This window comes from Mesorhizobium sp. B2-4-7, assembly GCF_006442685.1.
Taxonomy (GTDB): Bacteria; Pseudomonadota; Alphaproteobacteria; order Rhizobiales; family Rhizobiaceae; genus Mesorhizobium.
In genome coordinates this window covers 281718-296062 of the sequence record NZ_VFVH01000001.1, presented here as the reverse complement: position 1 = coordinate 296062, position 14345 = coordinate 281718, and the positions used below count along the sequence as shown (strand labels likewise).

Annotated in this window: 15 protein-coding genes; 11 read left to right on the top strand and 4 right to left on the bottom strand. The window is 63.0% G+C overall.

Going from position 1 to position 14345, the window contains the following annotated elements:
* Positions 1-25 precede the first annotated feature (25 nt).
* Positions 26-682, bottom strand: a complete 657-nt coding sequence (locus FJ946_RS01490; protein ID WP_140494406.1) for an outer membrane protein — start codon at positions 680-682, stop codon at positions 26-28.
* A gap of 411 nt (positions 683-1093) precedes the next feature.
* Here FJ946_RS01490 and FJ946_RS01485 point away from each other — a divergent pair, with 411 nt between their 5' ends.
* From FJ946_RS01485 to FJ946_RS01460, 6 genes are all read left to right on the top strand, one after another.
* Entirely contained in the window at positions 1094-1855 is a 762-nt protein-coding gene (locus FJ946_RS01485) for an SDR family oxidoreductase (RefSeq protein ID WP_140517862.1), read from the top strand.
* The gene (uvrC, locus tag FJ946_RS01480) at positions 1852-3915 is read left to right on the top strand and encodes an excinuclease ABC subunit UvrC (RefSeq protein ID WP_140565069.1); all 2064 of its coding nucleotides are present in this window, start codon (positions 1852-1854) and stop codon (positions 3913-3915) included. The genes FJ946_RS01485 and uvrC overlap by 4 nt, the downstream gene beginning before the upstream one ends.
* 171 nt (positions 3916-4086) lie before the next feature.
* Positions 4087-4683 carry a CDP-diacylglycerol--glycerol-3-phosphate 3-phosphatidyltransferase gene (gene pgsA, locus FJ946_RS01475; protein ID WP_140494400.1) on the top strand — a complete coding sequence of 199 codons (597 nt, stop codon included), beginning with the start codon at positions 4087-4089 and terminating at the stop codon, positions 4681-4683.
* A 1-nt stretch (position 4684) separates the two neighbouring features.
* Positions 4685-4939: a molybdopterin converting factor subunit 1 gene (gene moaD / locus FJ946_RS01470; protein ID WP_140565071.1), complete on the top strand. Its 255-nt coding sequence runs from the start codon at positions 4685-4687 to the stop codon at positions 4937-4939.
* 1 nt (position 4940) lies between these two features.
* Positions 4941-5423, top strand: coding sequence for a molybdenum cofactor biosynthesis protein MoaE (locus FJ946_RS01465; protein WP_140517865.1), 483 nt, complete (start codon positions 4941-4943; stop codon positions 5421-5423).
* Between the two features lie 91 nt (positions 5424-5514).
* Positions 5515-6276, top strand: a complete 762-nt coding sequence (locus tag FJ946_RS01460) for a YbaY family lipoprotein (protein ID WP_140494392.1) — start codon at positions 5515-5517, stop codon at positions 6274-6276.
* A 26-nt stretch (positions 6277-6302) separates the two neighbouring features.
* On the opposite strand, the gene FJ946_RS01455 is transcribed toward FJ946_RS01460, so the two are convergent.
* Both FJ946_RS01455 and ndk read right to left on the bottom strand, forming a co-directional pair.
* The gene (locus FJ946_RS01455; RefSeq protein ID WP_140565073.1) at positions 6303-6911 is read right to left on the bottom strand and encodes a class I SAM-dependent methyltransferase; all 609 of its coding nucleotides are present in this window, start codon (positions 6909-6911) and stop codon (positions 6303-6305) included.
* 131 nt (positions 6912-7042) lie between these two features.
* The gene (gene ndk / locus FJ946_RS01450) at positions 7043-7465 is read right to left on the bottom strand and encodes a nucleoside-diphosphate kinase (RefSeq protein ID WP_010915217.1); all 423 of its coding nucleotides are present in this window, start codon (positions 7463-7465) and stop codon (positions 7043-7045) included.
* 240 nt (positions 7466-7705) lie between these two features.
* On the opposite strand from ndk, the gene FJ946_RS01445 reads away from it, so the two are divergent.
* Complete coding sequence (locus FJ946_RS01445; protein WP_226880360.1) at positions 7706-7954, top strand: DUF2934 domain-containing protein; 249 nt, start codon at positions 7706-7708, stop codon at positions 7952-7954.
* Positions 7955-8018: 64 nt separating this feature from the next.
* Here FJ946_RS01445 and FJ946_RS01440 read toward each other — a convergent pair whose 3' ends face one another.
* Positions 8019-8711, bottom strand: coding sequence for a glutathione S-transferase family protein (locus FJ946_RS01440; RefSeq protein ID WP_140515470.1), 693 nt, complete (start codon positions 8709-8711; stop codon positions 8019-8021).
* A 65-nt stretch (positions 8712-8776) separates the two neighbouring features.
* Between FJ946_RS01440 and FJ946_RS01435 the strand changes: the two genes are divergently transcribed.
* The 4 genes from FJ946_RS01435 (at position 8777) to FJ946_RS01420 (ending at position 14339) form a co-directional block, all read left to right on the top strand.
* A complete protein-coding gene (locus FJ946_RS01435; protein WP_140494383.1) occupies positions 8777-9289 on the top strand; it encodes a DinB family protein in 513 nt (170 codons plus the stop codon).
* 320 nt (positions 9290-9609) lie between these two features.
* Positions 9610-10059 carry a MucR family transcriptional regulator gene (locus FJ946_RS01430; protein WP_140494381.1) on the top strand — a complete coding sequence of 150 codons (450 nt, stop codon included), beginning with the start codon at positions 9610-9612 and terminating at the stop codon, positions 10057-10059.
* 136 nt (positions 10060-10195) lie between these two features.
* On the top strand, positions 10196-12073 hold the full coding sequence (locus FJ946_RS01425) for an ABC-F family ATP-binding cassette domain-containing protein (protein ID WP_140494379.1): 1878 nt from the start codon (positions 10196-10198) through the stop codon (positions 12071-12073).
* Positions 12074-12230: 157 nt separating this feature from the next.
* Complete coding sequence (locus FJ946_RS01420; RefSeq protein ID WP_140565075.1) at positions 12231-14339, top strand: molybdopterin oxidoreductase family protein; 2109 nt, start codon at positions 12231-12233, stop codon at positions 14337-14339.
* The last annotated feature ends 6 nt before the right edge of the window (positions 14340-14345 follow it).

Here is a 14345-nt window from a genome sequence, read left to right as displayed (position 1 = left end):
TTCTTCGTGTCGTGGCTTGAACGACTTAGAACTTCATACCGACGCCGAAGGTGACGCGGTTGTCGGTGGCCTTGACCTTGCCAATGCCATCGAAGTCCTTGCTGCCGAAGTCGGTGTAGCGGTATTCGACGCGGCCGAACACATTGTCGGTCAGCTTGATGTCGGTACCAAGACCGGCGGTCCAGCCGATCATGGTGGCGCGGTCGCTGGCGCCGAGGACGCTGTCCTCCACCTTCAGGCTCCTGCCGGCGAGACCACCGGTGCCGTAGAGCAGGATTTCCGGGGTCACAGCGTAGCCGAGACGGGCACGCAGCGAGCCTTCGAAGCCGGCCTTGGAATCGATGCCATTATCGTCGCCCTTGACGCCGTTGTAGCCGAGTTCGGCTTCACCGCCGTAGACGAAGTTCTCCTGCTGCCACTGATAGCCGCCGAAGACGCTGCCGATGAAGCCCTTGGTATCGGTTTCAACGTCGAAATCCTTTTCCTTGGTACGGCCGCTGAAGCCATAGCCAAGATTAAGACCGGCATAGGGGCCGGCCCAGGACGCGACGGGCAGTTCGGCGACCGGGGCAGGCGCCGGCGGCTCTTCCTGGACCACATCGGCGGCATAGGCAGTTCCACCGAGGGCGAAGAGCCCGAGCGCTACGGCCAGCGGCCGTGCGAATTTGAGATTGGCTTGCATTGTTGTTTACTCCTTAAGCCACAGGACACAGGCTTGTTCTTACGATCGCCCATCAACCCGTCCGGGGGGTGAAACGGATCTGGCGTTCGTCGGTTCCAAATGTCGTGTCGAAATACGGCTGAAGCGAACCTGAACTTGGGTCATTCCCCGGCGCGAATGAGGCAGAAATTTGGCGTTGCATCTTCGCAACAGCGAAATGTCAGCAGATTGGCCGTGCTGCACCGCAGGTGGCTTGGTGCAAGGAGTCCAGCCCCCTATATTGTGTTGAGGCCGGCTCATTGCCGGCCGGCTCGAAATGCCGAACCGGCCGTTTCGCCACAATGTTGCCGCAGCTGCGAACGCCATTTAACGGGTGGCGGGCCATATTTTGCCGGCGCCCTCCTTCGCGCCGAAACCGAGGATTGACAACAGATGAGCAAAGCCACCGCGGCGCTGGTGACGGGCGGGGCAAAACGGATCGGTAGCGCGATTGTCGAGGATCTCGCCGCCCACGGTTTTGCCGTCGCCATTCACTGCAACCGCTCGCGCGACGACGCGGATGCGCTTGCCCAGCGGATCAACCGCGCCGGCGGCCACGCCGCCGTGGTCGCCGCCGATCTGACCGATATGGCCGAGGTCGGCGACCTGGTCGGCCGCGCCGAAGCCGCGCTCGGGCCGATCTCGCTGCTCGTCAACAACGCTTCGCTGTTCGAGGACGATTCGGTTCTTGATTTCGACTGGCAGGGCTGGGACCGCCACTTCGCCATTCATGTGAAGACCCCGGCGCTGTTGGCGCAGAACTTTGCCCGGGCCCTGCCGGACGGGCGGGAGGGGCTGATCGTCAACATGATCGACCAACGTGTCTGGCGGCCGACGCCGCGCTACTTCTCCTATGCGCTGTCGAAGTCCGCCTTGTGGACGGCAACCCAGATGATGGCGCAGGCGCTCGGCCCGCGCATCCGCGTCAATGCCATCGGTCCCGGCCCGACCTTGAAGAACGCGCACCAGGACGACAGTGACTTTGCCGCGCAACTCGCCGGTCTCATTTTGAAACGCGGCCCGCAATTGCCGGAATTCGGCGCCACAATCCGCTATCTCTGGGAAGCCCGCTCGGTTACCGGGCAGATGATCGCGCTTGATGGCGGCCAGCATCTTGCATGGCGCACACCTGATGTGACAGGCATGACGGAATGAGTCCCGCAGAGCAGAAACACAAGATGCGTGGCGGCGCCGACGATCTGCCTCCCGAAATCGACGTCGAGGACGAGGCGGCGGAGGAGATCGTCGAACCGGCCGGCCCGGACGTCGCCTTCACCGCCATCGACTGGACGCCGCATGCCGGCGATGCTGACGGTATGGTCGGCGCCGAAGTGATCCAGACGCTGGTCAAGCGGCTGCCCAATGCGCCGGGCGTCTACCGCATGATGAATGCCAATGGCGACGTGCTCTATGTCGGCAAGGCTCGCAGCCTGAAGAAGCGCGTCACCAATTACGCGCAAGGCCGCTTCCACACCAACCGCATCGGCCGCATGGTGCGCGAGACCGCGACGATGGAGTTCGTCGTCACTCGCACCGAGATCGAGGCGCTGCTGTTGGAGGCCAACCTCATCAAGCGGCTGCGGCCACGTTTCAACGTGCTGATGCGCGACGACAAGTCGTTTCCCTACATCCTCTTGACCGGCGACCATGTCTCGCCCGGCATCTACAAGCATCGCGGCGCGCGTTCGCGCAAAGGTGATTATTTCGGCCCCTTCGCTTCCGCGGGCGCGGTCGGCCGCACCATCAATTCCTTGCAGCGCGCCTTCCTCCTGAGGAGTTGCACCAACTCCTTCTACGAGAACCGCACGCGGCCTTGCCTGCTCTATCAGATCAAGCGCTGCGCCGGTCCGTGCACCGGCGAGATTTCGCATAGCGACTATGCCGAGCTGGTTGCCGAGGCGAAGGATTTTCTTTCCGGCCGCAGCCAGAAGGTGAAGACCGAGATTTCGGCCGCCATGCAGCAGGCCTCGCAAGACCTCGATTTCGAGCGCGCCGCCATCTATCGAGACCGGCTGGCGGCACTCTCGCACGTGCAGAGCCACCAGGGCATCAATCCGCAGACCGTCGACGAGGCCGATGTCTTCGCAATCCATCAGGAGGGCGGCCAGGTCTGCATCCAGGTGTTCTTCTTCCGCACCGGCCAGAACTGGGGCAACCGCGCCTATTTCCCGAAGGCCGATCCGGCGCTGGAAGGCGCAGAGGTGCTGGGCTCGTTCCTGGCGCAGTTCTATGACGACAAGCCGACGCCGCGGGCCATTCTGCTGTCGCACGCCGTGGAGGATCAGGAACTGTTGGCCGAGGCGCTCTCGACCCGCGCCGGCCGCAAAGTATCGATCTCGGTGCCGCAGCGTGGCGAGAAGAAGGACCTGACCGACAACGCGTTGCAAAATGCCCGCGAGGCGCTCGGCCGTCGGCTGGCCGAAACCTCGACGCAGGCCAGGTTGCTCGCCGGCTTCGCCGAGACCTTCGGGCTCGAAAAGCCGCCGGTGCGCATCGAGGTCTACGACAATTCGCACATCATGGGCACCAACGCCGTCGGCGCCATGGTCGTCGCCGGGCCGGAAGGTTTTGTGAAGAACCAGTACCGGAAATTCAATATCCGCTCGACCGAGATCACGCCCGGCGACGATTTCGGCATGATGCGCGAAGTGATGGAGCGGCGGTTTTCACGATTGCTCAAGGAGCATGGCGATGCGACGCCCAACGATGCCGCGGCAGGCGAGGCGGACAGCGATGAGGGCGACATGTCGGGGGGCTTCCCTGCCTGGCCCGACGTCATCCTGATCGATGGCGGCCAGGGCCAGATGAGCGCCGTGCGCAAGATCCTCGCCGATCTCGGCATCGAGGACCGGGTCGTGGCCATCGGCATCGCCAAGGGCCAGGACCGCGACGCGGGCCGCGAGCGCTTCTTCATCAAGGGCAGGGACTCGTTTTCGCTGCCGGTACGCGACCCGGTGCTCTATTTTGTCCAGCGCCTACGCGACGAGGTTCACCGTTTCGCCATCGGCTCGCACCGGGCGCGCCGCAAGAAGGAGATGGTCAAGAGCCCGCTCGACGAGATCGGCGGCATCGGCCCCAGCCGCAAACGGGCGCTGCTGATGCATTTCGGCACCGCCAAGGCGGTCGGTCGCGCGGCAATCGAGGACCTGGTAAAGGTCGACGGCATTTCCGAGCAGGTGGCCAGACTGGTTTACAACCATTTTCACGAGAACTGATGCATGTCGCCCGAAAGCGACCATCGGCTCCCGGGCGAAGCAAGGAGCGGCGCGGCGTAGCCCGCGAGATGACAAGATTGGCCTATTTTTGCTGGCCAATCGATTTTGGCCTGTTGACCCCCTACATCAGCTTCTGATTTGAGTACGCAGGCAGAAAGAGTTCCCCCGGATATGGCTCAGCGCGCGTTCAACCTCCCGAACATCCTCACCTACGCCCGCATTATCGCGGTGCCGCTGGTGGTGCTGTGCTTCTTCCTCGAGGGGCATCTGAAGTCGAGCGACTTCGCCCGCTGGTCGGCGCTGATCATTTTCCTGCTGGCGTCCATCACCGACTATTTCGACGGCTATTTCGCCCGCGCCTGGAAGCAGACCTCGAACATCGGCAAGATGCTCGACCCCATTGCCGACAAGCTGCTGGTCGCGACATGCCTGCTGCTGCTTGCCGCTGACACCGACCGCCATGCCGGCATTGCCGGCTGGTCGCTGTGGGCGGCGATCATCATCCTGTGCCGCGAAATCCTGGTTTCGGGCCTGCGCGAATATTTGGCGGCGCTCAAGGTCTCCGTGCCGGTGACGCAGCTTGCCAAATGGAAGACCACTATCCAGATGGTCGCCATCGCCTTCCTGCTCGCCGGTCCGGCCGGCGACAAGATTTTTCCGCTGACCACACAGACCGGCCTGGTGCTGTTGTGGATCGCTGCCCTGGTCACGCTTTATACCGGCTATGACTATTTCCGTGCCGGCCTCAAGCACATCATGGACGAATAGGATGACGAAGCTCATCTACTTCGCCTGGGTGCGGGAGCGAATCGGCAAGCCGGACGAAGACGTGGAATTGCCGCATGGCGTCGACACGGTTGCGGACCTGTTGCGCTGGCTGAAGTCGCGCGGCGAGGAATACGACCATGCGCTGCAACATCCCGACGTGATCCGCGTCGCTATCAACCAGGAACATGTCGAGCACGGCGAAAAGATATCTGGCGCGCGCGAGATCGCGCTGTTTCCGCCGATGACCGGGGGCTGAGATGGCCGGCGCGGTCGTACCTGTCGTGCGCGTCGAGGCGCAGGATTTTGACGTCGCCGCCGAAATCGCCAGACTGACGCAAGGCCGCGCCGACATCGGCGCTGTGGTCACCTTCTCGGGCCTGTGCCGTGACGAGCAGGGGACGCTCTCGGCCCTTGAGCTCGAGCATTATCCGGGCATGGCAGAGGCCGAAATCGCCCGCATCGCGGCCGAAGCGGTTCAGCGCTGGCCGCTGCAGGGCATCACCGCCATCCACCGTCATGGCAAGATCCGGCCAGGCGAGAACATCGTGCTGGTGGTGGCGGCCTCCGTGCATCGGCAAGCCGCGTTCGAGGCGGCGAATTTCCTCATGGATTATCTGAAGTCGCAGGCTCCCTTCTGGAAAAAGGAGCATCATGCCGACGGCTCCGAGGGCGGCTGGGTCGAGGCCAAGGAGAAAGACGAGCAGGCGGCAGGGCGCTGGAAAAGGCCACCGTCCGAATAATTTTGCATCAGCCACGCATTGACCGCAATCCTTTGGCCAATTCGTTGTTGGTCAGCCTGGGCTGTGGCCAGCCCGGGGAAGGGAGATGGTCGTGCTGGACAGGATAGCGGAGTTCTTCGTCTTCGGTTTCGTGCCTCTGGTCGTCGGTATACTGGCCGTGCCGGAACTCTCCGTGGCCGCCGAAAAAGCCCTGAAAGGCGAGGTGACCTACCGCGAGCGCATCGCTTTGCCGCCCAATGCCGTGCTCTCGGTCCAGCTTGCCGATGTCTCGTTGGCCGACGCGCCCGCCAAAATCGTCGGCGAACAGAAGCTGACGCCGGCAGGCCAGGTGCCGATCAGCTTTGCGGTCAAATTCGATCCGTCCCGGATCCAGCGGCGGATGACCTATGCGTTGCAGGCCCGCATCACCGTCGGCGACAGGCTCCTGTTCATCTCGGATGAGCGCCATCAAGTCGATCCGCTGACCGATGCGCCGCAAACAATCATGCTCAAGATGGTGACGCCAAGTCCCGAGCCCACTGCTTCCGTTCTCGATCAGCTTTGGCTTCTCGATTATGTCGACGGCGTAGCCATCACCGCATCGCAAGCGACATTCCGGGTGAGTGAAGCAGGCAAGGCCGACGGCAACGGTCCCTGCAACAGCTATTTTGCCACCGCCAACCTCGATGGCCAGAAGATCGCGATCAGCGACATCGGCTCGACCTACAAGGCCTGCGCGCCCGAGGTGATGGCGGAGGAAAAGGCGCTGTTCGAGGCTCTGGCAAAGGCGGCTTCGTATAAAGTCGATGCCGGCAAGTTGACCATCGCCGACGGGAACGGCCGCGAAATCCTGCGTTTCAGCGCCGCGAGCTGATGCCGTGAAAGGGCTGTCGGCGGAGGTCAGCCGCTCATTTTTTCGAACACGGCGCCATAGTGGTAGGGCGGCACGTCGACCAGCTCGATGAATTTGAGGCCGGCCGCCTCGACGGCCGTGATGGTCTGTTCCGGCGATATCCTCAATTCGGTCTTCGGTCCGCGGGGCTCGCCGAGCACCGTGGTTTGTTCACGCGGCTGCTGATGCCAGTTGACGACAACAAAGCGTCCGGCAGGGACGAGCGCTTCGCTAACGGCTCGCGCCAGCCGTGGCCGGTCCGGCACGCCGTGGAAGGCGTTTGCCATGAAGATGAAATCGACGGGGCGGGATATCAGGCTCGCGAGTTCATAGGCATCGCCCGCTACGAGATCGAAATTCCTCGTGCCGTTTTCATTGAGCCGGCGACGGGTGACGTCGAGCAGGTCGGTATCGATATCGATGCCGACGACATGGCGGGCGACCCTGGCGATGGGCAACGTAAACCAGCCGTCGCCACAGCAGAGGTCGGCCACCTCCATGCCCGGCTTCAGTCCCGTTGACGAAAGCACGGCACCGGGGTCGGGCCACAGCACCTCCCACCAGCCGCTCGATGGCATCTCGGTGCCCTGGAAGAAGCCGGGAATGGTGCTGGTCATGCTTCGCCGGCTCCCTGTGCCTGACCGACTTTAGCGCGGGCAAGGGTTCAACGGCAGTGCCGGATCGATCCGTTTCAATGAAAAAGGCCGGCAATCCGCCGGCCTTTTTCGGTCACAATGCCAGGGTCGGCTCAGCCGACGATCTCGGTGTCGGAGAACCAGTACTTGATCTCCTGCGCGGCGGTTTCCGGCGCGTCCGAACCGTGCACCGAATTCTCGCCGATCGACAGCGCATGCACCTTGCGGATGGTGCCTTCGGCGGCGTTGGCCGGGTTGGTGGCGCCCATCACCTCACGGTTCCTGGCAATGGCGTTCTCGCCTTCCAGCACCTGCACGATCGTCGGCGCCGACGACATGAATTCCACCAGCTCGCCGAAGAACGGACGATCCTTGTGGACGGCGTAAAAACCTTCCGCCTCACGGCGGCTCATCCAAACGCGGCGCGAAGCGATGACGCGCAGACCGGCATCTTCCAGCATCTTGGTGATAGCGCCGGTGAGATTGCGCCGCGTTGCGTCCGGCTTGATCATGGAAAAGGTGCGTTCGAGCGCCATTGGGTCGTCCTTGTCTGGTTGGATTGGGAGTGGCGGGCTCTATACAAGCCGGCCGGCCCATTGCCAAGAGGAAGTCGACAGAGGTGTCGACAGGGGAAGTCGACGCCATGCGCGTTTGCGTGCCGGGCCGATATCGGCGATGCCGCCAGCCCGAGATCGGACGGCTGCAATATTAGGCTTTGCTTGCTATAATCACATGTCGGCGCCGCGCTGAGGTCGGCCCGGATGGAGACCATGACCATGACAGACGATCGCCAGGAGCGCATTCGCAGCCGCGCACATCATATCTGGCAGGAAGAAGGGCAACCGGCCGGACAGCATGAGCGCCATTGGCAACAGGCGACGGCCGACATCGACCAGGAGGATGCAGGGTCATCCGCGGTGAAGAAGCCAGCAAGAAAGGCGGCCGTCGCCGGCAAGGCAAAAACCGCGCCCAAAGAGGCCAAGACCGCCGCCAAGCCCGGCAAGCCAAAAAAGGCGGCTAAATAAGACCTGGCCATAGCGGAGCCGATGGCTCGTCGCTGGCCCTGCCGCAAGGTCAGGCGCTAAGGTTTCACGCGGCCGCCGCAACCGTCCGACCCAGCCCGCCATGCAGGTCGAGGCAGCGGGCGAACCACTGCGCCACGACATCGTGGTCGTCGAGCAATGGGTAGGGCGAGGCGATGCGTGCCCATTGCAGCGCGCCGAACACGATATAGTCGGCAAACAGGGGCGAATCTCCGCCTATGAATGGCTGATAGGCGAGCATCGAGCGCAGCGGCTCCAGGGAAGCCCTGAAATTGCCAAGCCCGGCATCCCGCGCGGCCATCACCTCTTCCAGGCTCTTGCCCAGGCGCTGCTCCCGGCTCTGGCGGAAATAGGCGGCGTTCTCCGTATCCTGCATGGCATAAAGGTCCATGATCGCGGCGGTGGTCACATAGGGATGGATGGTCAGTTGCGACCAGCGCTCGATGAAGCGCGCCATGGCCTTGCCGCCTTCGCCGCCAAACAGCGACGGCCGGTCCGGATAGGTTTCGTCGAGATAAAGCGCGATGGCGAAGGAATCCGCGACGACCGTCTCGCCGTCGCGGATCACCGGCACGAGTTTCGATGCGCCGCCCTCGACGCGGGGCACTTCGAGAAAACGCGTCGGCACCGCGCTGATCTCCAGCCCCTTATGCGCCAGCGCCATCGTCGCCTTCCAGCAATGCGGGCTGAACGGGCGGGTGGCGTCGCGTCCGACGAGATCATAAAGCAGAATGGTCATTGGCGGCGGCTTCCTTGCGGTTTAGGTATCCCGCAACGCCTCGACACAGGCCGGCGGGAGAAAAGATGAAACGGCACTTCATGATGTTTGCGGCCTATAATCAATGGGCCAATGGCCGCATCTACGATGCCGCCGCCGATCTCGACGAAGAGGAATTCAATCGCGACGTCGGCGCTTTCTTCGGCTCGATGAAGGGCACGCTCAACCATCTCCTGGCCGCCGATCGCATCTGGATGAAGCGCTTTACCGGCGAGGGCGATGCGCCGACGGCGCTGGACGCCATACTGTACCAGGCGTTGCCGGGCCTGCGCATGGCGCGCGAGGCGGAGGACCGGCGGATCGTCGACTGGGTTGGCGGTTTGAGCGACAAGGCGCTGTCGGGCCGCTTTATATACATGACGGTATCGGACATGCGCACCGTCTCGCAACGGCTGGCTCCGGCGCTCGACCACGTCTTCAACCACCAGACCCACCACCGCGGCCAGGCCCATATGATCCTGACGGTTCTGGGCCGCCCTTCCGTGCAGCTCGATCTGGCGCATTTCCAGCGCACCGAGGAAGGGCGCGCATACGCCTGATTTCGGCCGCCGGCTGCGATAGAGCAGTTTTCACCGTTTCACGGAAACTGCGAACTGAGGGCCGAAAGACGTTGGAGCGCGTTATGACCGACGACGCGTGTTTTACAGATATTGGCCTTCCAACCGGGCCGCCTAAGTCTGCCGACCCGAAAAATTAGCTTTTCTAGTTTGCACGGAGCCGATTTCCCTAAAAAATATTTGACTGCAAGTCTTGATTCGTTTTGAGATTTGCTGGTCCGTTTGGGGGACGCGGTTAAATAAATGCATCGACGAAATTCTTCTCTGGGGTAGATGATTTTGTCGCAAATAGGGTGAAAGATTTGTCAAATATCGAGGATAAGACCGTTATCGAGCTGACCGCTGACATTGTCTCGGCCTATGTCGGCAACAACCCGCTGCCGGTTTCCGGCCTGCCTGACCTGATTGCCAGCGTCAGTGCCTCGGTGCGAAAGCTCGGAGGTGCCGTTGTCGCGGAAAGCCCAAGCCTGGTTCCTGCGGTGAACCCGAAGAAGTCGGTTTTTCCCGACTACATCGTCTGCCTGGAAGACGGCAAGAAGTTCAAGTCGCTCAAGCGGCACCTCAGGACGGACTATGGGCTGAGCCCGGATGAGTATCGCACCAAATGGGGCCTGCCGCCCGACTATCCGATGGTCGCTCCGAACTACTCAGCGACACGGTCAGCGCTGGCGAAGTCGACGGGACTTGGCCGCAAGCCGGCAGCGCCGGCCCCCGTGGCCAAGGCGACAAAGCGCGGCAAAGCCAGCGCCTGAGCGCGGCCGACCGCAGCCGGAAGCCTCTGAGCTGCGATGTTGACGGCGCCATTGCGCGCGCCGTTTTCATGCCTTGCGTGGCCAACCGGCCCGCAAGGTCTTGCGAAGCGCCGGTCTCCCGTGCAAAAGCGCGGCCATGCTTATCATCAACGACCTCTCGCTGCGCATGGCGGGGCGCTTGCTTCTCGACCATGCCTCGCTGACCTTGCCGGCCGGCACCAAGGCCGGACTTGTCGGCCGCAACGGTACCGGCAAGACCACGCTGTTCAAGGCTATAACAGGCGATTTCCCTTCCGAGACGGGCTCGATCAGCCTGCCGAAGAACACGCGGATCGGCCAGGTGGCGCAAGAAGCGCCCGGAACCGAGGAGCCGCTGATCGAGATCGTGCTCAAGGCCGACCTCGAGCGCACGGCGCTGCTCGAGGAGGAAAAGACGGCGACCGATCCGCACCGTATTGCCGACATCCATATGCGGCTGGCCGATATCGACGCGCATTCGGCCGAGTCGCGCGCCGCCACCATCCTGGCCGGTCTCGGCTTCGACGACGCCGCGCAGCGCCGTCCGGCCTCCTCGTTTTCCGGCGGCTGGCGCATGCGCGTGGCACTCGCTGCCGTGCTGTTTTCCGAACCCGATCTTCTGCTGCTCGACGAGCCGACCAATTATCTCGATCTCGAAGGCACGCTGTGGCTTGAGAACTATGTTTCCAAATATCCGCACACGGTGCTGCTGATCTCGCACGATCGCGACCTGCTTAACCGCGCCGTCAATTCGATCGTCCATCTCGACCAGAAGAAGCTGACCTTCTGGCGCGGCGGCTACGATCAGTTCGAACGCCAGTACACCGAGCAGAAAGAACAGCAGGAAAAGGGCCGTATCAAGCAGGAAGCCGCCCGCAAGCATATGGAATCCTTCGTCGAGCGTTTTCGCGCAAAGGCATCCAAGGCAAGACAGGCTCAGTCCCGCATCAAGGCGCTTGAAAAGATGAAGCCGATCACGGCCATCGTGAACGACACGGTGCGGCCATTTTCTTTCCCGGAGCCGGTGAAGACGGTGGCCTCGCCAATCGTCGCGCTGAACAATGTCAATGTCGGCTATACCCCCGGTGAGCCGATTCTGAAGAAAATGACCTTGCGCATCGATGCCGACGACCGAATCGCGCTGCTTGGCGCGAATGGCAACGGCAAATCGACCTTCGCCAAGCTTCTGTCCGGTCGCCTGAAGCAGGAGACCGGCACCATGACCGTGGCGCCCGGGCTGAAGGTGGCGATCTTTGCACAGCACCAGCTCGACGATCTCAGGCCTGAGGAAAACGCCTACGAGCATGTTCGCAGGCTGATGCCCGAAGCGCCGGAATCGAAAGTGCGCGGCCGTGTCGCCCAGTTTGGGCTCACCACCGAAAAGATGAACACGGCGGCGAAAGACCTGTCCGGCGGCGAGAAGGCGCGGCTGTTGATGGGGCTGTCGGCCTTCGAGGGGCCGAACCTGTTCATCCTTGACGAGCCGACCAATCATCTCGACATCGACAGCCGCGAATCCTTGATCCATGCGCTGAACGAGTTCCCCGGCGCCGTCATCCTAATCTCGCACGACCGCCATCTCCTGGAAGCGACGGCGGACCGGCTGTGGCTGGTCAAGGATGGCGCGGTCAATCCCTATGACGGCGACCTCGAAGATTACAAGACGCTGGTCACCGGCGTGTCCGGCGACCGGCGCGAGCGGCGCGAGGCGGAAAAAGCCTCGAAGGCCGACCGCCGCCGCGAGGCGGCCCAGCGCCGCGCCGCCTTTGAGCCGCTGGCCAAGGAAATTCGCGCCACCGAAGCGCTGATGGACCGCATCCGCAAGCGCATCGACGGCATCGAGGACGAACTGGCCAACCCAGCAATCTACGAAAAGGATCCCTCGACGGCGACAAGGCTGGCCAAGGAGCGATCGCAACTCGCCCAGACGCTCGCCGGCCACGAGGAAAAATGGCTGACCATGTCGGCCGAGTATGAGGAAGGCACGGCGGAGTAGTTACCCTCCCCCTTGTGGGGAGGGTCGATCCGCGAAGCGGAGCGGGGTGGGGGTCTGCGCCACAACCCACCCCGGCGCTACGCGCCGACCCTCTCCTTCAAGGGGACGGTCAGATCTGGCCCTACACGCCTTGTTCGAAAACGGCTAAACACGTGCCATGAACCAGCACGCCAGCCTTCGCATCGGCCATTCGGCCTGTCCGCATGATTGCCCGTCGACCTGCGCGCTCGAGGTCGAGTTGCTTGACGGCAACCGCATCGGCCGCGTCCATGGCGCCAAGTCCAACAGCTATACGGCTGGCGTTGTCTGCGCCAAGGTTGCTCGTTACGCAGACCGCGTCCACCATCCCGACCGCTTGCTGAAGCCGCTGGTGCGCAAAGGCGCCAAGGGCGAGGGCGCCTGGCAGGAAACAAGTTGGGAGGCGGCGCTGGATCTCGTCGCCGAAAAATTCATCGCGGCCGAGGAAAAATACGGCTCGGAGACGGTCTGGCCCTATTTCTATGCCGGCACGATGGGGCTGGTGCAGCGCGACGGTATCGAGCGGCTGCGGCATGCGAAGAAATATTCGGGCTTCTTTGGCTCGATCTGCACCAACCTGGCCTGGACCGGCTGGATGATGGGGGCGGGCGCGCTGCGCGGTCCCGACCCGCGCGAAATGGCCAAGTCCGATTGCGTGGTGATCTGGGGCACCAATGCCGTGGTGACCCAGGTCAACGTCATGACCCACGCCATCAAGGCACGCAAGGAGCGCGGTGCCAGGATCGTGGTCATCGACGTCTATGAGAACGCCACGATGAAGCAGGCCGATATGGGCCTTGTCCTGAAGCCTGGCACCGATGGCGCGCTGGCTTGCGCGGTCATGCATGTGCTGTTCAGGGAAGGCTTGGCCGACCGCGCCTATCTCGAGAAATACACCGATGACCCGAAAGGTCTGGAAGCGCATCTGCGCACACGCTCACCCGAATGGGCGGCCGCGATCACCGGATTGACTGTGGCCGAGATAGAGAGTTTTGCCCGTCTCGTCGGCACGACCAGGAAAACCTATTTCCGCCTCGGCTACGGCTTTGCCCGCCAGCGCAACGGCGCGGTCAACATGCATGCCGCCTCCTGCATCGCCGCCGTCACCGGCGCCTGGCAATATGAGGGCGGCGGCGCCTTCCATTCCAATTCCGGCATCTTCAAGCTCAACCAGGAGGTGCTGGAGGGCACGCGCATGCGCGATCCCTCGATCCGCTTTCTCGATCATTCGCGCATCGGCCCGGTGCTGACGGGGGCGCCGGATGCGCTCTATGGCGGGCCGCCGGTGACGGCGCTGCTCATCCAGAACACCAACCCGGCCAATGTCGCGCCCGAGCAGCGGCTGGTGAAGCAGGGTTTCTTGCGTGAGGATCTGTTCACCTGCGTGCACGAGCAGTTCATGACCGACACGGCCAAGCTCGCCGACGTCGTGCTGCCGGCAACGATGTTCGTCGAGCATGACGACATCTACAAGGGCGGCGGCAACCAGCACATCACGCTCGGCCCGAAACTGATCGAGCCGCCGGAAGGGCCGCGCACCAACCATTTCGTCATCGAGCAATTGGCTGAGCGCCTCGGAGTCGCCGACAGGCCGGGCTTCGGCCTCACCGAACAGCAGCATATCGACATCATCCTGGGCAAGCGCGGGTTGGGCAGCTTTGCCAGCCTGAAGGAGCAGAAATGGGTCGACCTGCAGCCGGATTTCGAAACCGCGCATTTCACCAAGGGCTTCGGCCATGCGGACGGCAAATTCCGCTTCCGCGCCGATTGGACCGGACAAGCCGCCCCCAACCGGCCGCCGAAAAGCATGGGCCTGTTCGGCCCGGTGGAGCAGTTGCCGCAATTTCCCGATCATGTCGACCTGATCGAGGTTGCCGACGAGGCGCATCCGTTCCGGCTGGCTACGTCGCCGGCGCGCAACTTCCTCAACTCGACCTTTTCCGAAACGCCGGTGTCGAAGGCCAAGGAGGGCCGGCCGGAATTGCTCTTGCATCCCGACGATGCCGCCGCACACGGTTTGGCAGAGGGCGATCGTGTCGAACTCGGCAATGCGCGCGGCGAGGTGGTGCTGCATGCGAGGCTGTTCGACGGCATCAAGCGCGGCGTGGTGATCGCCGAAGGCATCTGGCCGAACAGCGCGCATGAGCGCGGCGAGGGCATCAACGTGCTGACTGGCGCCGATGCGCCCGCACCCTATGGCGGCGCGGCATTCCACGACAACAAGGTGTGGCTGCGCAAGGCAAGCTGAGCGGCC

Coding starts and splice junctions, on each gene's coding strand:
- FJ946_RS01425 (WP_140494379.1), top strand. CDS start 10,196: ATGCTTATCATCAACGACCTCTCGCTGCGCATGGCGGGGCGCTTGCTT.
- FJ946_RS01490 (WP_140494406.1), bottom strand. CDS start 682: ATGCAAGCCAATCTCAAATTCGCACGGCCGCTGGCCGTAGCGCTCGGG.
- FJ946_RS01485 (WP_140517862.1), top strand. CDS start 1,094: ATGAGCAAAGCCACCGCGGCGCTGGTGACGGGCGGGGCAAAACGGATC.
- FJ946_RS01440 (WP_140515470.1), bottom strand. CDS start 8,711: ATGACCATTCTGCTTTATGATCTCGTCGGACGCGACGCCACCCGCCCG.
- moaD (WP_140565071.1), top strand. CDS start 4,685: ATGACGAAGCTCATCTACTTCGCCTGGGTGCGGGAGCGAATCGGCAAG.
- FJ946_RS01455 (WP_140565073.1), bottom strand. CDS start 6,911: ATGACCAGCACCATTCCCGGCTTCTTCCAGGGCACCGAGATGCCATCG.
- FJ946_RS01420 (WP_140565075.1), top strand. CDS start 12,231: ATGAACCAGCACGCCAGCCTTCGCATCGGCCATTCGGCCTGTCCGCAT.
- uvrC (WP_140565069.1), top strand. CDS start 1,852: ATGAGTCCCGCAGAGCAGAAACACAAGATGCGTGGCGGCGCCGACGAT.
- FJ946_RS01465 (WP_140517865.1), top strand. CDS start 4,941: ATGGCCGGCGCGGTCGTACCTGTCGTGCGCGTCGAGGCGCAGGATTTT.
- ndk (WP_010915217.1), bottom strand. CDS start 7,465: ATGGCGCTCGAACGCACCTTTTCCATGATCAAGCCGGACGCAACGCGG.
- FJ946_RS01445 (WP_226880360.1), top strand. CDS start 7,706: ATGACAGACGATCGCCAGGAGCGCATTCGCAGCCGCGCACATCATATC.
- FJ946_RS01435 (WP_140494383.1), top strand. CDS start 8,777: ATGAAACGGCACTTCATGATGTTTGCGGCCTATAATCAATGGGCCAAT.
- pgsA (WP_140494400.1), top strand. CDS start 4,087: ATGGCTCAGCGCGCGTTCAACCTCCCGAACATCCTCACCTACGCCCGC.